Annotated in this window: 16 protein-coding genes and 4 pseudogenes; 14 read left to right on the top strand and 6 right to left on the bottom strand. The window is 51.1% G+C overall.

The window, feature by feature from the left end:
- Positions 1 to 257 precede the first annotated feature (257 nt).
- Together MJ643_RS11245 and MJ643_RS11240 are read left to right on the top strand one after the other, a co-directional pair.
- Positions 258 to 524: an AlpA family phage regulatory protein gene (locus MJ643_RS11245; protein WP_071535780.1), complete on the top strand. Its 267-nt coding sequence runs from the start codon at positions 258 to 260 to the stop codon at positions 522 to 524.
- A gap of 53 nt (positions 525 to 577) precedes the next feature.
- Positions 578 to 1948, top strand: coding sequence for a YfjI family protein (locus tag MJ643_RS11240; protein ID WP_171951530.1), 1371 nt, complete (start codon positions 578 to 580; stop codon positions 1946 to 1948).
- A gap of 36 nt (positions 1949 to 1984) precedes the next feature.
- On the opposite strand, the gene MJ643_RS11235 is transcribed toward MJ643_RS11240, so the two are convergent.
- The 3 genes from MJ643_RS11235 to MJ643_RS11225 are packed head-to-tail and all read right to left on the bottom strand — an operon-like array spanning position 1985 to position 4243.
- Positions 1985 to 2647 carry a hypothetical protein gene (locus MJ643_RS11235; RefSeq protein WP_143195151.1) on the bottom strand — a complete coding sequence of 221 codons (663 nt, stop codon included), beginning with the start codon at positions 2645 to 2647 and terminating at the stop codon, positions 1985 to 1987.
- Complete coding sequence (locus MJ643_RS11230) at positions 2616 to 2843, bottom strand: hypothetical protein (protein ID WP_247726805.1); 228 nt, start codon at positions 2841 to 2843, stop codon at positions 2616 to 2618. The genes MJ643_RS11235 and MJ643_RS11230 overlap by 32 nt, the downstream gene beginning before the upstream one ends.
- 53 nt (positions 2844 to 2896) lie before the next feature.
- Complete coding sequence (locus tag MJ643_RS11225) at positions 2897 to 4243, bottom strand: site-specific integrase (RefSeq protein WP_074198397.1); 1347 nt, start codon at positions 4241 to 4243, stop codon at positions 2897 to 2899.
- A gap of 764 nt (positions 4244 to 5007) precedes the next feature.
- On the opposite strand from MJ643_RS11225, the gene MJ643_RS11220 reads away from it, so the two are divergent.
- The 12 genes and pseudogenes from MJ643_RS11220 to MJ643_RS11165 all read left to right on the top strand — a co-directional run bounded on the left by MJ643_RS11220 (position 5008) and on the right by MJ643_RS11165 (position 14543).
- Positions 5008 to 5448, top strand: coding sequence for a hypothetical protein (locus MJ643_RS11220; RefSeq protein ID WP_247726804.1), 441 nt, complete (start codon positions 5008 to 5010; stop codon positions 5446 to 5448).
- 62 nt (positions 5449 to 5510) lie between these two features.
- Positions 5511 to 6519: pseudogene (gene istA, locus MJ643_RS11215) on the top strand (IS21 family transposase).
- A complete protein-coding gene (gene istB, locus MJ643_RS11210) occupies positions 6516 to 7295 on the top strand; it encodes an IS21-like element helper ATPase IstB (protein WP_247726803.1) in 780 nt (259 codons plus the stop codon). The pseudogene istA and the gene istB overlap by 4 nt, the downstream one beginning before the upstream one ends.
- A gap of 136 nt (positions 7296 to 7431) precedes the next feature.
- On the top strand, positions 7432 to 7674 hold the full coding sequence (locus MJ643_RS11205; RefSeq protein ID WP_247726802.1) for a hypothetical protein: 243 nt from the start codon (positions 7432 to 7434) through the stop codon (positions 7672 to 7674).
- A 116-nt stretch (positions 7675 to 7790) separates the two neighbouring features.
- Positions 7791 to 8681, top strand: a complete 891-nt coding sequence (locus MJ643_RS11200; protein ID WP_247726801.1) for a hypothetical protein — start codon at positions 7791 to 7793, stop codon at positions 8679 to 8681.
- Between the two features lie 174 nt (positions 8682 to 8855).
- A complete protein-coding gene (locus tag MJ643_RS11195) occupies positions 8856 to 9227 on the top strand; it encodes a hypothetical protein (RefSeq protein WP_247726800.1) in 372 nt (123 codons plus the stop codon).
- Positions 9228 to 9258: 31 nt separating this feature from the next.
- Positions 9259 to 9771: pseudogene (locus MJ643_RS11190) on the top strand (IS5-like element ISPa16 family transposase); the annotation flags it as partial.
- A gap of 521 nt (positions 9772 to 10292) precedes the next feature.
- Positions 10293 to 11560, top strand: a pseudogene (gene ltrA / locus MJ643_RS11185) (group II intron reverse transcriptase/maturase).
- Positions 11561 to 11619: 59 nt separating this feature from the next.
- A pseudogene (locus tag MJ643_RS11180) lies at positions 11620 to 12090 on the top strand (IS5 family transposase); the annotation flags it as partial.
- 184 nt (positions 12091 to 12274) lie between these two features.
- Positions 12275 to 12646: a hypothetical protein gene (locus MJ643_RS11175; RefSeq protein WP_247726798.1), complete on the top strand. Its 372-nt coding sequence runs from the start codon at positions 12275 to 12277 to the stop codon at positions 12644 to 12646.
- A 17-nt stretch (positions 12647 to 12663) separates the two neighbouring features.
- Positions 12664 to 13830, top strand: a complete 1167-nt coding sequence (locus tag MJ643_RS11170; RefSeq protein WP_247726797.1) for a hypothetical protein — start codon at positions 12664 to 12666, stop codon at positions 13828 to 13830.
- On the top strand, positions 13800 to 14543 hold the full coding sequence (locus MJ643_RS11165) for a hypothetical protein (RefSeq protein ID WP_247726796.1): 744 nt from the start codon (positions 13800 to 13802) through the stop codon (positions 14541 to 14543). The genes MJ643_RS11170 and MJ643_RS11165 overlap by 31 nt, the downstream gene beginning before the upstream one ends.
- Before the next feature lie 397 nt (positions 14544 to 14940).
- Here MJ643_RS11165 and MJ643_RS11160 read toward each other — a convergent pair whose 3' ends face one another.
- From MJ643_RS11160 to MJ643_RS11150, 3 genes are all read right to left on the bottom strand, one after another.
- Positions 14941 to 15771, bottom strand: a complete 831-nt coding sequence (locus MJ643_RS11160; RefSeq protein ID WP_247726795.1) for an ATP F0F1 synthase synthase — start codon at positions 15769 to 15771, stop codon at positions 14941 to 14943.
- 3 nt (positions 15772 to 15774) lie between these two features.
- The gene (locus MJ643_RS11155; RefSeq protein ID WP_247726794.1) at positions 15775 to 16356 is read right to left on the bottom strand and encodes a hypothetical protein; all 582 of its coding nucleotides are present in this window, start codon (positions 16354 to 16356) and stop codon (positions 15775 to 15777) included.
- A 518-nt stretch (positions 16357 to 16874) separates the two neighbouring features.
- Positions 16875 to 17450: DNA-binding domain-containing protein (locus MJ643_RS11150; protein WP_247726793.1), on the bottom strand; the 576-nt coding region annotated here is incomplete at its 5' end.

The following is a 17450-nucleotide window of genomic DNA, read 5'->3' as shown; positions in this document are numbered from 1 at the left end:
GGTAGATTTTTAAAAAGTGGATTTGCTTTGGTTTTCTTTATTTTCGAAAAAGCAAGGGGGTTGCTTGATTTTATTTTGGTTTTTTCTGGGTGCGGTATTGCGGAATGAGTTTTCTATATAAATCAGTTGTTTATACGTTTTTCTGGTAAGTCAATAGGTGCGCTTAAATATTTTTAGATTTTTTCAAGCGGCTGTGATGTGTGCGTGAGAAGAGGCCCTTAGCATGTGTCTCGTGTTTGCAAGCGAGGATATGTGCAATGAATGATAAAAGTGGTAGTTCGGTGGGGTTTGAGAAGCGCCCGGTCGTGGCGGTGCTTCGTCTGCGTAGGGTTGTTGAGCGGCTGGGTATTTCACGCTCCACGATTTATGACTGGATGAATCCCAAGTCCCCCCGTTATGACTCAACGTTCCCGTTACCAATCAAACTCTCTGGCAGCAGCAGCCGTGGGGCTGTGGGTTGGTTGGAGTCTGACATCTGTTGGTGGATTGATTCTAGGAAGACCATCACTCGGGAGCGTACGTAGATATGAGGGAATTTCGTCGGGGCCTGCCGAGGGTTGGATGGGGATTTCCAAGTTTGACTCCGCTTCCGCTGCTGAAATCGGCAGTGGACGAGGCAGAGGCAATTATGAAATCTCCCAGGGAGTTAATTTTCTTCGGTGCATTAACGGCGGTTTCTATCGCCGTGCAAGGGCTTTTTGATGTTAGAAAACCTACCGGTCAGTGTGCTCCCGTTTCGCTTATGTTGTTGGTATTGGCTGACTCTGGAGAACGCAAAAGTTCTTCTGGAAATATTTTCTTGGATCCTGTTCGTGAGTTTCAGCGGGACCAGGATGTTGCCTGGGGGGATAAATTTAATAAATGGATGGTTGAGGAGAGGATCTGGGGTACAAAGAATAAAGAGATTTTCAAATTTATAGCTAAAGCCGCTCGCTCGGGGCAGTCCTCTTTATATTGGGAGGACATGGCTCATGAGCACGAAAAAGCAAAGCCTGTGCGTCCTCGGCGTTTCAAAATTCTTTATGATGATGCGACGTCTGAGGCTTTAATGTGGGGGATGTTTCAAGATACCCCGGTGGCTGGTTTGGTATCGACTGAGGGGGATCTGAGAAATAGGGCCTTTAATGACCTTTCTAAGCAGAACTCACTGTGGAGTGGTGATCCGATAACTGTTGATCGGAAAACTGCGGAGTGCTTTGAGCTGAAAGATGCGCGGTTGACTGTTTCGTTCATGACGCAACCGACTTCGTTTGAGCGCTATGTGCGTGCTAATGGTGAGATGCTTCGTGGTTCTGGGCTGTGGGCGCGCTTTTTAGTTTGCCAGCCTCTTTCTACCCAAGGGTGCCGGGAGATTGATAGTTCTACGGTTTCGTGGGAGCACAGAAAAAGATTTTCTGCTCGAATAAAAGAGCTGCTGCAAGAGAATGTTGTAATGTTGGAAGGCCCAGAGCATACCCGTCAACCCATAGGCTTCTCGCCAAGTGCTGCTGATCTGTGGGTTGAGGTATTCAATGAAATAGAGGGGGAGATTAAACAGGGAGGACGATTTGAAGGGGCAGGGGACCTTGCTTCTAAGTTGGCCGATAATATCTCCAGGGTGGCCGCGTTAGTGCATATTTTTGAAGGGGAAGGCGATGAAATATCGTTAGAGGCACTGCGTTTTTCTATTGATTTCTGTGCTTGGTGTTCGGATGAGTTTTATCGTATTTTTATGCCTCCTAAAGAGTCAGAGCTCGATGCAGAAGAGCTGCTTGATTGGTTAAAAGGGCATTGGGATAAGGGTTTTGATGAGGTAAGAAAGAACACAATTCTCCAGTATGGGCCTCGTCGCCTTAGGAGCAAGGAAAGGCTCGATACTGCATTGGCTGAACTTGAGTCGACTGGAGATGTTTCCGTTTTCAAGCGTGATAGGTCTTGGATTGTTGATTTTTCTGGCGTTGATTACTGATTTTGAGTCTCATGAGACGTGCTCAAAAGATTGATGTTATTTTCTTGAGCGGAGTCTTTGGTATATCTCCTGGTTTTCGGGATTTAGTACTATTTCAGATGTGATGAACTCTTTCAGGTCTCCTATTGTTCTTTCGGCATCAATGCTGGAGATGAAATCTTTGAGATCTTGACTGGAAAGTATTTCGTCTATGGTGGATGATTCGCTTCTCCAGCCTCCTTTGGGCGGATTTTCTAATAGCTCTCGGATTTTCTCTTTTATTTTGGATTTTTTCAGTTTTAACTCGTTTCCGCCTTTCGATGCGCGAGTTTTTCTGAAAGCTTCTTCTTCTTTGTGGTGTTTGTAGCCATCCATAAGTCCGATTAGGTTTGATGAATGAAAAAGATAAGACCAGGCTTCTTCTATTTTATCTTCGGTTAGTGCTGATTTTGCGCATAGATAGTAAAGTTTTGCATAAAAGAAATTTAATTTTAAGGTGCTTCTTTTTTCTTCCTTGTAACTATGGGTCCAGCATTTTGATACATCGCTCCACTTGATTGTTTTGGATTTTTCTAGGGTGATGATTTTGTGATCTATTTGGTTGTTTATCTCATTTGGCCAGTTCTCTTTTAAGATTTCTCGTAATATTCGTCCTGTTGATGCGAGTAAGCGCTCTATCTTCCTCTCTTTAATAACCGATGGTGCTGGGAAATTTGGCATCTAATTGCCCCTTTTTTGCTTCTTCCATTGATTTGATAAGGATGAGGTTATTCTTGACCATAATGATGAGTATTGACGGACACTGCAACGGCAGCGCATCCCGATGCTGAGCAAAGCCGGTACGGCCTGGAAAATTGAGGGCGGTAATAAGCTCGCTGGTGCTGGGGGCATGTCGTCTGCGTAAAATTACCATCACGTTGGTTGTCGCTTGTAGTCTGGGGCAAGTCCACCCAGTGCGTTGACATGAAGCTACGTATTGCTAGCTATTCGTTGTAGATACTCACCTAGAGTCTGCCACGCTTCCGCCATTTCCTTTGCGTAGCTATGGCGTTGGTAGGTGCGCTTAACCTTGTTTTCCTCGGTGTGGTTAAGGCAGCGCTCAGCGACTTCTGGAAGGACACCAAGGGCCGTCATGATCGTGGCGCCAGTGCGCCTAAGGTCATGTGGCGTCCACTTTCCCCCAGGGAGGAGTAGCGCCTGAGCATTGGCGCTTCTGTTGCTCAGAATCCCTTGATCTGGCAGGCGCTGCCTATCGCCAAGCTGCTTGGTCACAGTTTTTGAGCAGACAGGGCCACTATTCTTGGTGTTGGGATAGCACCATTCGCTGGCGGAGCTGAATGCCTTGACGGCCTTGAATTGTTGGATGGCGAACGGCGAGAGGGCTACGTTGTGGGCCTTACCGTTTTTGCTTTGCTCTGCGGGTATGTGCCAGTTGCCTTTGATGAGGTCGACGTTCTCCCATCGGGCACTCAGTAGCTCGCCGATGCGGCAGCAGGTAGACAAAGCAATCCAAATTGCAGCCTCTGACGAGGGGAGTAGGCCGGCTTGCGGAGTGAGCCTTGCTAATGCGCGAATTTCTTCCTCACTCAATACGCGATCTCGCTCGACATCCTTGCCGCCAATTTTGGCTTTGCGAATGCTCGCAGTCGGATCGTGATCAATTAGATCCCGGTCTACGGCGAATCGGAACATCTGGCGCATTAAGCTGAAGATCATCTTCGCCATCCGGTTGACACCACGAGCGAGCAGGGCGTCCGTTACCTCGGTGATGTGACCTTTTTTCACATCTTCAACGGCCATTTTGCCGAGGAAAGGCAGAACATCTTTTTCGAACATGCGGCGGACTTCGGCGCCGCCGTCCTTGCGGTTGATCAAGTCAACCTTGGCCCAGTGGTTGAACAGATGCTGGACGGTTTTTCTGGCAGCTTGTCGGGCCTGAGCTGCCTCAAATGCGGCTTTCTCTGCGGCGACCCGTGCAAGCTCAGCATCGCGCGCCGCTACGCGAGAGGCTTCCTCAGCTTCTAGATGTCCCTTTACATCTCTGACGCCGGACTTATGAAGCCCGGCAAGCTCTTTGGCCCGCTGACCTGCTTCAGCGAGTGTCATAGTGCCTTCGCTGCCATCGCGACTATATGTGCCAATGGGGAAGGTGATGCGCTCACTGCTGCTGTTGGTGTAGCGGAAATAGAAAAGGCGTTCGCCGCTTGGAGTGATACGGGCCACCAAGCTGCCGTGCCCCCAGATGGCAACCTCGCTCAGCCACTTGTCGCTCGTACCCGGTTTGGCCGTCATCTGGCGGTCTGTGATCTTGGCCATTTGGTCAGTTTTCCCGTTGCCAATTGGTTGCCAATTGAGATTGTCTGGTTGCCAATTCGTTGCCAATTGAGATCGGCTTTCGTCGTATGGCTTCGGACAATTTTGGACGAGAAAACCTATGTATGCCAGCAAATTCAGTGGGTTGAGATTTTTGTGTCGGACTGGCTTAGATTTCGTTGGAAAGGTTATTACCTGCATGGGGTGCAAGGGGTCGAGTGTTCGAATCACTCCGTCCCGACCAAATAACTCCAAAAAATCCAGTCACTTAGCGGTGACTGGATTTTTTTATGAGCATCAGAAATTTCACTGATCGGAAAAATACCCCTACTTATCCCCCCACCCGAGAAATCGCCTGCGTTTCTCTGCGGAGGTCATTATCGGCCAGTCGAGCAGATAGGCGGACTGATTGTGATAAGTGCCGCGGAAGCGGCTTTTGTATAATTTTTCGGGTGGAGTGTTCCCGGATATGTGGTCGAATCTCTACGCTTCCGCCACTAATTCTCATTAAAGCCCTGATTTTTCGGGGCTTTTTTGTGCCTGTGCGTTTTTGGTCCCCCATCTGGTCCCCCATTATTAGTGTGGCTTATGCTGGTTTGCTGCGGATTGTGATGGACATATGGCCTAACGACTCACGGTTGGAAGGGAGCGATTTTTCCAAGGCAGCGTACCCATGCCTATGCTTAGCGCACTAGCTTTAAGTGAGTCTTCTCGGAATCTAGACCGGCAGTCGCAAGGTACTGAAACATGAGCAAGTGCACTCAGTCATGGCGATCAAGGCCATCATTAAGCTATCATTGGCGAAGACAAAAGGACTGACGCTACGCACAGGGGGATGTGTGTCTCACGCGCTTGAACATACCGCACGTAAACGAGATGCGATCCGCATTCTGTTTATCTTGGACCAAGCTGGCTCTCCACCAGGCGCTGGAGCTCCCTCAGCAGCCGTCGCAGTGATAAAAGCAGAGAAGCGCTTGCAGGCGCTGGATTTCTGGGTCCGTTGCCCGGATTACCTAGCTGCAGAGCTGCTTGCGATGCACCTTCAATCTCCCGATCAGGGCTATCTCGCCGAAGCAATATGCGTCATGGAGGGGGATGAGCCAGATGTTCGGCGCCTCGGAATGGTCCGTTTCCTGTTTGGCGCCTGGGAGCAGATCGATGACTCGATGTCTCTATTGATCTCGCTGTTAGTGCCGATGCAAAACTGACCCACCCCAGCGAAGTAAAACTGACCCACCTGGGCTAACGTCGCAGCCATTTGAGGCTGCCCATGTTGATCCAGGAGCAAGCAGTGGAGATCAGAGTATTGGCCCGCCAAGGGCATAGCATTCGGCAGATCGCCAAGACATTGGGCGTGTCCCGCAACACTGTCCGGCGCTACCTCAGAGAACCTTCCGTACCGCGCTATTCGCGCGAACCCAGACCCACCAAGCTCGATGCTTTTCGAGCGAGTTCAGCAGGCTCACCCGCTCTGGTTGCCCGCTACCGTGCTGCTGCGTGAAATTCGTGAGCGCGGTTATGACGGCGGTGCTTCCCAGTTGCGTGCCTGGCTGGCCAAAATCAAACCTGCCAAGCGCGACGACGACCCGATCGTGCGGTTCGAAACCGAGCCAGGCAAACAGATGCAGGCCGACTTCATCGTGTTTCGCCGAGCCAAATCCCCGATGTCAGCCTTCGTGGCCACGCTGGGCTATAGCCGGATGACCTACGTCCATTTTGTCCCTGATGAGTCATTCGAGTCGGTGCACGACTCGTTGCTGCTGGCCTTCGATTACTTCGGCGGTGTGCCTGACGAAATCCTGTTCGACAACATGAAAACCGCAGTCATCGAGCGTGATGCCTACGGCGATGGCCAGCACCGCTTTCATGCCGGGCTGTTACAGATGGCCGACGACCTGGGCTTTCGCATACGACTTTGCCGCCCTTACCGGGCCCGCACCAAAGGCAAGGTCGAACGATTCAACCGCTACTTGCGCGAGAGCTTCTACAACCCGCTGAACAGTCGGGTCAGTTCTGCCGGTTTGCTGGTAGATTGCGGCACCGCCAACCGTCTGGTCGGCGAATGGCTGGCCGAGGTGGCCAATGTACGCACCCATGCCACGCTCAAGGAGCGCCCGATTGACCGTTGGCGTCAGGAGCAAGGGCTGCTGACACCCTTGCCTCAAGCCGTGCGTCAGACTTGGAAAGCCCTGCTGGGGAATGCGCCCCGTCCGATCCCGCATGAGTCGCTTCAGCATCCGCTATCCATCTATGAGGCGATTCGGGAGGCCTGCGCATGAACCTCCAACATCAGGCCATCGTCGAGCTGTGCCAGGCGCTCAAGCTCGAATGCACAGCCGAGCATTACCCGATGCTGGCTCAACAAGCAGTCAAGGACGATCTGAGCTTCAGCGACTTTCTGGAGCAACTACTGCGCCATGAGCATGGCTTTCGCCAACAACGCAGTCGCGAATTGCTGACGCGCATGGCGTACTTTCCCGGGATCAAGACGCTGGAGGAATATGATTTCAGTTTCAGTCCGGGCGTTCCGAAAGTGTTGCTGCAAGAGCTGGCAGCTCTGGCGTTTGTCGCACGCACCGAGAACGTGGTGCTGATCGGCCCGTCCGGCGTCGGCAAGACCCATCTGGCCATTGCCTTGGGATATCGGGCGGTGCAAAGCGGAATCAAGACGCGCTTCATCACAGCCGCCGATCTGATGCTGCAACTGGGAGCCGCACAGCGACAAGGGCGGCTCAAGGCCTATCTGAACCGCGCCATCCTGGCCCCTAAACTGCTGGTGATTGATGAAATCGGTTACCTGCCTTTTGGTCGTGAAGAAGCGAATCTGTTTTTCCAGGTGGTTGCCCAGCGCTACGAAAAAGGCTCGATGATCCTGACGTCGAACCTGCCGTTCACCCAGTGGGCCAATGCTTTTAGCGACGACGCAACGCTGACAGCGGCGATGCTAGACAGGCTACTGCACCACGCGCACATCCTGACCCTGACAGGTGAAAGTTACCGACTCAAGGACAAACGTAAAGCGGGTGTGATCCGCCAGAACCGTAAACCCGAGTGATCTGGGTGGGTCAATATTACTTCGGCAAATCAGGCGTTAAGTGGGTCAGTTTTAAGTCGGCGTTGACACGCTTGGGCTTGCGAAGATAAAGCGCAACGTCAAACCTGATGGGAAGGTTACCCGCACGGACTTCTTCTTGCTGGACGCTGGCCGTCAGCTCGCCAAGCAGCTATCAGCGGCATCAATACACTTAGCCTGGTATCGAGACAGAGCCAAACTAGTTGCCCGAGTAGCGGGCAACGACAGTGGTGACGACTTGAAAGAACGGCAGTATGCGCAAGCGGAATATCAAGGCGCTCGCTGGGGTCAAGTCATTGGACCGATCAATCAAAGAGTTCAGGAAAGCTTGAAAGAGCTCACCAAGGAAAGCACCGAGTGATTAGCTCATTTATCGAGTCAGTGGCAGCAAGAGCTAGCCAATCCACGGAGTCAGTGAGAGAGACGCTCCTCCGTCATAACGTGGTTGAGTCACCGGCGCCCCCTGCGTCAAGACAATTGCGCATTCTCAATGTGTCCTTCTCAGGCGAGAAGCTGATCCATGGGCGCACTGAAGCGATTGATTTTAAGTGGGAGCCAAAACAAGGCGGAGTCAATATCATCGCTAGCGATGATAACTTCGCCGGAAAATCCAGCATCTTGCAAATAATTCTTTGGGCATTGCGAGGTGAACCCAAGTCATTAACGAGCACTGTACACAGCTGGATTCGGAGCACTCAGGCTGAGCTTCTCGCTGGTGATCGCCGCGTACGAGTAAAAATGGATGTGCAAGATGGTCGTCCTCACGGTTCTGTGGATCTCCTGACTAATGATGGAGCTGTGATTCACTCACTACCATTTGTTTCGGCAGAAATGCTCAAAGCTCGTATGAACAGCGTTATGTTAGAAGCGCTGGCGCTAGAGCCCATTGCCTCTTCACGGGATATGCCTTCGCAGAACAAGACGGTGCTCTATTCTGACGGCTGGACCGCATATACTGGTGCTTTTCTATTCGACAGTGACAGTAGTGCGCTGATCGGTGAGCATGTTGGATCGGACTTCACCCAGCGGCTGCTGCAGGTGTTTCTCGGCATCCCATGGGCAACAACGCTTTTCCAGGCTCGTGCGGCTAAACGGGTAGCTGAATCTCAGGTTCAGTCCCGTCGGCGCGCTTTAGGTAAGTTGGGCGATCAATCGGTAGCGGATCTTGAGGCGAAACTTGATGAAACCAAGCGCAAGATCGCGGACGGGACTGCCCGTGATCAAGCCCTAGCGATACTTGCAGCTGCCAAGGCCAAATTTAGCCAACTTAGTTCGGAAATGTCTGGACTACAAACGGCAACCTTCGTTTTGAATGCCGAGGTTTCTGCAGGTGAGGAGGATCTGCTACAAAAAAACGCATGCTCCTAGCATGTGAAGAAGAGCTTGCAGCATCCAAGTTCCTGGGAAAGCTCAACCCAACCTGTTGCCCACGCTGCACGCAGACCTTTACCGAAACTCGCCTGAACCAAGAACGCTTCTCTGGGGGACTGCTCTGTTTGCTTATCGCCCGTTCAAGCAGAGTCGGCTGTCGACTAAGAGGCCTTGAAGGAAACGACAAAAAGAGACATAAAAAAGTCTGAAAAATTACTTTCTTCAGTGAAGGCGAAATCCTTAGAGTTGGAAGCTGAGCTCATAAAAACCAGAGCGAACCTTGAGGCAGTCGCCGAGGATGTGAAGAAGCTTTCAAGCAGTGGTACCGCGCTTGAGGAGCAAGCACTTTGTTTGGAGGCAGCAAGAATTGAAGGGATTCTTGAAGCGGTTACCAAGTTGGTAGGGAGCGACTCGGGTGAGGAGGCCGCTGTTGGGGTGTTGTCGGCGGCAACAGACGAGGCCAAACGAATGGTCGAGGAATCCGCCGAGTCTATCCTACAACGGTCTAGGGAAGGTCTGAAAAAGACTTCCCGAATCTGGTGAAATACGCCGATCCCGCCAGCCGAGTTTTTCCATGAAGCAGATGACCTTCGCCGACGCCGAGTACGCCGGCAAGCGCAAGCAGACCCGTAAGGAATTGTTCCTGATCGAGATGGATCAGGTGGTGCCGTGGAAGGGATTGATTGCCCTGATCGAGCCACACTACCCAAAGGGTGAAGGTGGTCGTCCAGCCTATCCGCTGATGGCCATGTTACGTATCCATCTGATGCAGAACTGGTTCGGCTACAGCGACCCGGCCATGGAAGAAGCGCTCTACGAGACGACCATCCTGCGTCAGTTCGCCGGGCTGAGCCTGGAGCGCATTCCCGACGAAACCACCATCCTCAACTTCCGTCGTTTGCTGGAGAAACATGAGCTGGCAGCCGGCATCCTCGGCGTAATCAATGGCTACCTGGGGGATCGCGGCCTGTCGCTGCGCCAGGGCACTATCGTCGATGCCACACTGATCCACGCACCCAGCTCGACCAAGAACCAGGACGGCAAGCGCGACCCGGAAATGCACCAGAGCAAGAAAGGGAACCAGTATTGTGTGTCACGAACACAGGTCGTATGACCTGTGATGCTGTACCGAAGATGGAAGTAGGCCTTCCGAAGTCGGCTTGCAGGAGCAGGCTTCAAACCACCCGGTGCTGCTGCATCCAAAAGGTGCGGTGGTGAGCAACCGAGGAAAAGTCATCCCATGATGATGGCAGGTGAGTATGGAGAAGATGAGCGAAAGCAAACCGTCCGATGACGCATCGTTATTCCCTAAAGTGCTGTCGAAACTGAGGTTGAGTACTGGCTTCAGGACGAGTTGGGGCGTTACCTGCTTACGGCCCCAGTGGCAGCCGGTGTAAAGGCGGCATGATCTCCATACAGGCTTGGGTACGGAACGTGAGAACCTTGTTCCAGATGCAAAGGAAAATGACAAATGGCTAAAACCATGAGGAAGAATACCAATGCTGGAATGAGGGGCGGAGCCTCCTGTAGTAGTGATGAAGCCTTTGTAATGAAGGCGGAGCGAAGGGGAGGCGTTATCCTGTCAACGAACGCTGTCAACCTCAGGGGATGAGTGGCGTGAGTTCGAACAAACCTTACAACATAGCGAAGCGCGTGATATGGGAGGCCTATCAGCAGGTCAGAACCAACCGGGGAGCTGCTGGAATCGACGATGAGACCATTACCGATTTTGAGCGGAACCTGCCGAAGAATCTTTACAAGCTATGGAATCGAATGTCGTCGGGGTCTTATTTCCCGCCGCCGGTCAAGGTTGTTGAGATACCGAAGGCATCGGGGGGTATACGCAGGCTGGGAGTGCCTACGGTCAGCGACCGTATCGCACAAACTGTAGTCAAACTCCTCATCGAGCCGAAGCTGGATGCGCTTTTCCATCCGGACTCATATGGATACCGACCAGGGCGTTCAGCCAAACAGGCCATAGCGATCACACGCGAGCGCTGCTGGCGATACGACTGGGTGGTGGAGTTTGATATCAAGGCGGCTTTTGATCACATTGATCATGAACTGCTGATGAAAGCGGTGCGAACCCATATCAAAGAGGACTGGATACTGCTGTACATCGAACGATGGCTGGTTGCTCCGTTCGAGGCAGCAGATGGCGTTCGCATTCAACGCGAACGTGGCACCCCGCAAGGCGGCGTGATCAGTCCCATGCTGATGAATCTGTTCATGCATTACACCTTTGACGCTTGGATGCAACGAAACAGCGCAAACTGTCCTTTTGCCCGGTACGCCGATGATGCGGTAGTGCATTGTCGTAGCGAGAGGCAGGCAGAACACGTGATGCGTTCAATCGCTTCACGTCTAGCAGTTTGTGGTCTCACGATGCATCCCGAGAAATCGAAAATCGTGTACTGCAAGGACAGCAATCGACGCGCGGAGTATCCGCATGTGAGCTTTACCTTCCTTGGTTTCACTTTTAGACCCAGGAAGGCAATCGGCCAACAGAACAACCTTTTCACCAGCTTCCTGCCGGGAGTCAGTGCGCAAGCGTTGAAGCGGATGCGGCGAGCAGTGCGCGAGTGGCGGGTCAACCGCCAAACTCACGTGACGCTGGCTGCTGTGGCTCGGCTTTACAACCCAGTGATACAAGGTTGGTGGCAGTACTATGGCGCGTTCTATCGGACGGCCATGCTTGGCATCTCTCGACATATCGATAGCGCACTCAAGCGTTGGGCCGGTCGTAAGTACAAAATACTTCACGGGCGCAAGCGGCGCATATCTCAATGGTTGGACACGGTGCAGACGGCTGCCCCTCGACTGTTTTATCACTGGCAAGTAACCGAGCAACAGGTTGGATAACGGGAGCCGTATGACGCGAGAGTGTCACGTACGGTTCTGCGAGCGGCTACGGGGGCAGTTCCTGTGGCCGACTCACCACTTCGGTGCCAAAGCTCACATTGGTGTCGACGATGAGTCCGGGCTTGTGCACAGCGTGGTGGTCACTGCGGCCAACGTCGCGGACGTAACCCAGGTCGACAAACTGCTGCACGGTGACGAGAACGTCGTCTGCGCCGATGCCGGCTACACCGGCGTCGAAAAGCGCCCCGAACATGCGGGCCGCGAAGTGATCTGGCAGGTCGCAGCACGCCGCAGCACCTACAAGAAGCTCGATAAACGCAGCGCCCTGTACAAAGCCAAGCGCAAGATCGAGAAGGCCAAGGCACAAGTGCGAGCGAAGGTCGAGCACCCGTTTCGAGTGATCAAGCGCCAGTTCGGTTACGTGAAGGTGCGCTTCCGTGGCCTGGCCAAGAACACCGCTCAGCTGGTGACGCTGTTCGCGCTGTCGAACCTATGGATGGCGCGCCGACATTTGCTGACTACCGCAGGACAGGTGCACCTGTAATGCGGAAAATGGCTGCTGCGAGGTGCTCGCGGCGGCCAAAAACGGAGAACTGAGCGGGTTACCTGGTCGATTTTGATCGACGGCCCGCTTTCAAAAGCAGCAAGGGCTGAAGTCGACCGGAAATACAGGGTTACTTCAGACCTTCCCTAGCGAGTTAATTTGTGGCTTATTGACACGCCTTGGAATGAAGGATGTTGAAAAAGTTGTTTTGAAGCGTAACGCCAGCATCGAGATTCATAAGGGAGGCGGAAAATCCACCTTCACGAGGCTTTCGGCAGGTGAGCGTCTTCGGGTACGCATTGCAACGATTATATCTCTCCTCCAAGCGTCTGAACAATCCGGTGTGGGTCGACATCCAGGCCTGCTGATTATCGATTCGCCAGCGAAAGAAGAGATGGCGGATGCTAACGTCGAAGAGATGCTAGAAGCGCTTTCGGAGCTCTCTAAAGACGTAAATGTGCAGTTATTTATTGCGTTCCGGGGTACCAAACGCGCATTGGAGCACTTTGAGGAGGATCGCTGCTTACTGGCGAAAGCCGGTATGACGCTTTGGTAATGACGCAAGGAGGCGTTATGTGGATCGCACAGTCAGAGCTTGAGTATCAGTTGCAATGTGCCGTAGAAACAGGCTGCGAGATGCCCGTCAATGCCTTCCCTGAGGCGTTACTCATGGCGGAATACGACCAGTTGGTGCGTACTCCGTTATTTGGGGACTTTGCTGATCTTTTGTTGAAGCAGTGGCACGATTTGGATGACGATGAGGCAGCCTCAAACGCCCTGTGCCTTGGCATTCGGACGAATACTTGCCGTGATGCATTTATTCATGCGGTTAATGCCATTATGGAAGTCGAAGCGGTCGACCCTAAGATGGTCGCAAAGGCACTTGACGCTCGAGCTGCAGATGAAAACAGCTCATTGGACATTCGTATTGAAGCGGTCACGTGCCTCACACAGCTAGCGTTGCAAACTCCCAGTCTGAAAAGCTTTGCAATCGCAGGCGTAATGCGTCTGCTAGATGCCCAGGACGACTGGGTAAAGGCCAAACTCTGCCGTGTGACATCGGTCTTGTATGATCACTTGGGTTGGGAAGATGCAATAGAGTCGTTACAGCTTTTGACGCAATGCGAGGGGTGTGCTATCGCAGCCAGAGAAGAACTCGGCTTCGTAGAAATGGCCAATGCATTTCAGGCTAGCGATATGAGCGAAATGATTGACTGTTTTTCTCGATCTGCAACCTGGTTCCGAGCAAGTGCAGATATGTCGGAAAATGCTGCAAGAGCCCGGATGTATGCTGCCGTCACGGGCGAACTCGCCAGATCGCTGCATTCTGATCTCTGCGAAGGCGATCTTCTCGATTCATTAAGCAAAGATGTGCACACTGTGGTGCGGTACTCGGCTCCACGAGCGGGAGCCTCTTGGCTTTCGCCCCCTGCGGAAGCTGAATTGGAGTGGATTCCCCTCATGGCGCCTATTCAAGGCGGTATGTCCTATGACCCCCTCTTGCTTCTGACGAACACTTTGACGCTGTTCGAAAAAGTAAGGGCAGTGGCGGTGACTTTCCGGGGGGAACGGACCTTTAGAAAGCCGAATCGTATAGGTAAGCTCGCTGAGAAGGGGCGCCTTTTAAGCATGGTGCATAGTTGGCTTTCAACCCCGGCTTCCATGGGACTCACTGCTAAGGGAAGACATGCGCTAGAGCAGAACCTTGCATGCAGGGCCACTTCATTGGGAAAGTGCTGACGGAGGCCTCTTCTCTTCAAGGCGGCCTCCCTGACATATTCGATAATGTGCCCCGCCAGGATCAGGAAAGGATTCTTACCTTTGAAAATGGGTGCGCGGTAGTAAAACTACCGCTGTCACTTACGGAACAACGTCTAGTAGAGGGAGTAATTGCGAAACTTGAACATAACCCTGACTATCGCGAGCCGACTGTCAAGGCTGCAGTAGACCTGCTTGTTGTAAGGCTTTGTAAATTCCTGACATCGCGTATCGATGCCAGTCCTACCAAGGGGTTTTATGAATACCTAGCCAAACCTAAGAAAGGAAATTCCTTGCCCCATGAGTATCAACTTCAGTTCGATCTTAGAGATTTTCTGCAAAGCTGTTATCAAAACCCTCTGGTGGAGGTTCCACATATAGCAGCTGGGCGAACAGATATCTATTTGCCATTCCATGGTTTTCGCCTAGTTATCGAGGTTAAGCGCTCCACTAAAGCCAAGTGGTCTTGCTTCAGCGTTCGGCCTCATTTACGCCAAGCATCCTCATATAGTGCAAGTGACATCCGCCTCGGAGTACTAGCCACGTTGGACCTGTCTACACGTAAGCCAGGCACACCTCACATCACTCAATGTTTTGGGGCAGTACATCAAAAAAGTAAAAGCGGTGATTTGAGGACTGTTATTATTATGAGGGTGCCGGGGAATCGTGATACTCCTTCCTCGCTTTCCGCTTAGCGGAGAATGATAATTTCCTGTAGGAATTTATATTTGGCATCAAAATTTTAGTGCTGCTCATATGTGTTTAATTTATATTTCTGTCGTGCAAGCCAAGGACGATATACCAAGAGCAAAAGTTGCGCCGAGCCGATTCATGGTCAGGATAAGCGGTTTGTAATTCCCTGGACGGCCAGTTGATCGAGATACGGAATTTCAAAGCCGCTCGCAGAGCGAACGGTAAGGTTCTAATGAGCGAGAGTGTATCGTTGCTTGGCGATTTTCCTATGCCTTTGAGCATCCGCTGTGGCGACTTTGAAATCGGTCTCACTGTTAGCGAATCGCGCGCTGAAATAGAATCGGCGCTGGGTAATAAAATAAGTATATTCGGTCCCGCTGTTGCAATTTTTGTGTTGGTCTACAATATTTGTACGGAGTTTGCTAGTCGCTTTTCGTTTCCAAAAAGAGTAGTGTAAAAACGTTGTTCGATTCCGTAAATCAGAAGTTTTAGTTGGTGGTCGCTTCCGATATCAAAAATCCCTTTGGTTTTGTCGAAAGTCAGATGGCCAGTGCAGTACTCGTCAATATAGCCGACCATTGCAGCTCGTTGATTAGGAGGTAGAGCTGCCAGTGTTGCCATCGCCAAACCAATGCGTTTGCGGTTGGGGGATGATACTCGAGAGGCGTCAAAATCGTTCGAGAGCTCAATAAAGGGTTCCTTTAAGAATTCCTCAACTTCTTGTTGGGTTGCCTCCTTGAACAGCAAGTCGATGCCTTTGAAAATCCCTGAAATAGTGGCAAGATTTTTAAATGCTAGTGAGTCGATCTTAGGCAGATAAATTGCATCAGGTGTGCGATTTATAACGAGTCGTAATTGGCCGTCGTCTAGTTCTGCGACCTCCCCGAAAATTATGCTCTTGCGGCGTATCAACAACGACGGCGTAACTTTTTGAAAGTAAAAGGCTTCGTTTTGCACGCTGCAGAGCCATGCGATTTTATCGAACTGGCTCTTTTTTAGTTCAATATGATTTTTGCTGTCAAATGGGGACTTGAGAAAATCAATGCAGAATGCCTGCTCTGAAAATTTCGGTATAACAAACCACGACTCTTCATCCAGATTGTGGTCAGGATCGTATGGAACACACGCTGCAGCGTCGATCACGACTTCCTCATAGAGTTTGTCGTCTGCTAGTACTTTTACAACTGGATGCTTTTGCGCACGTTTTATTTTTGCGAGGACGAAGTCCATTTGTTAGCCTCTGTCGATAAGGGTGTAATCATTAATGCGAAATACTTTGTCAATTACGACATCTTTCGGGGCGCGAAAGTTTTCCCTGCTGATCAAGAAGAGCGTGACGCGGGATGAAGTGCTAATGTTGTAAAATTCGTAGCCGTAGAGCAAGAAAAGCGGGTTGAAATATAGTGCTTGCGATCTGTATGTGAAGACGAAAAGTATTGCATAAACGAATATTAACGTCTGCCAGCTATTGATGCTGAGCGCTACAAAAAAGTAGCCAAGGTAACTGGGCAGGAAGCTATTATTAGCGTGCTCTATGCTCACAACGTCGCCTGGTTGAAAAGAGTCCCTACCTAGGAATCGACTCAAGCGCAAGCTAAGGCCTGTAAGTAGAATGGGCGCCGCTAGATACAACGCATAAGATGACCCGTCAAGTGCGGCTTTGAGCCAAGTTAGCTTTGCATCTTCAATGAGCCCGCCAAGCGTGATTTCATGCTGAACGAGGTACACAATGACCAGCAAAGAGGTCGCGTTGAAGGTCAGCAACAATCTGAACAGTGCATTGAAGTCCACGCGAATATCTTCCATGATGATCATCTGTTTTCGATTAGCCGATGCTACCAAGAAGCCCAAATGCTTTCTAGTGGGGATTGTGGGTTTTTTCTTGGCGTCAAAAAACAATCCGGTTTTTGCGTGGTGGTAAGTAAGATTTTAAGGGTGAGTATAATTTGCTTTGTTAGTGTTTGTTGGGGGCTTGACTGTTCAGGGGGGGTATGTGATGATATTGGATTTTGAAATTCTATAGCGCTGTATTATTGCCTGTGTTATTTTGATTGCGCTCTGTTAGCGTGCGGCCTAATATTTAGATGCGGTGCTAGGTATTGGTGTTTTCCCGAAGCTGAAGGCTGCCAAGGTTGGAGTTATCCAATATTATTTTACTTGAATGCAATGGGTGCGTTGTTTTGCATTTCGAGCTTGTAGGGTCGATTTCTGTTGATCGATCAATTAGGGTTAATAGTGGCTTAATTAGTGGCGCTATAAATGGGAGGGTCCAAGATAGCAGGGCTGGGGTTTTCATCGCTACAATCAAGATACCCTGAAGGATCTAGACGGGTCTAGAGGTTGAGTGCTAGAAATTTATTGTCGGGATAGATGTCAGTTGAAATGCTGTCTGGTTTCCGTAGAAGATACCCATTAAGCGAGCTGGATTTACTTGGCCCCTCCACTTTGCATGTCCAAATATTTTCTCCGTTGGCTCGTTTAACGTGGAGGGACATTTTTTCAAAGCTGCGTTGAATACTGCGCCATCCGTCGTTTCCCGAATTCCCGTTTGCATATTTTAACTGCTCGGTTGCGTAGCGTTTGAAAATGCTTGGGGTTACTAAGAAGAACGTCCCGTTTACCGCATGAATCGTCGCCTTGCTATCGTTAACAATTAATCGATGACTCCGAATTCCCTCGCGGAGCCATTCGACGAAAGCTTGGCCGCTTGTGCCGCATGATGGATCTCTGGAAGGGTTTTGGCTTTGATAGCTAGTGACACTCTCACGCTCGTCGTCCTCGTGTAAGAGAACTGTCAGCTCGCCAAGAAAGTCGTATTCTGCGGTATTTATCACATTATCGAACGATTTTAGATGGCGGCGGCAAAAACTGAGTGCAACACCTGACCTTTCCGGTAGGGTGTTGCCATG

The organism is Pseudomonas sp. PNPG3, assembly GCF_023093815.1.
In the GTDB taxonomy this organism is placed as follows: Bacteria; Pseudomonadota; Gammaproteobacteria; order Pseudomonadales; family Pseudomonadaceae; genus Aquipseudomonas; species Aquipseudomonas asiatica.
This window is presented reverse-complemented; position numbering and strand designations above follow the sequence as displayed.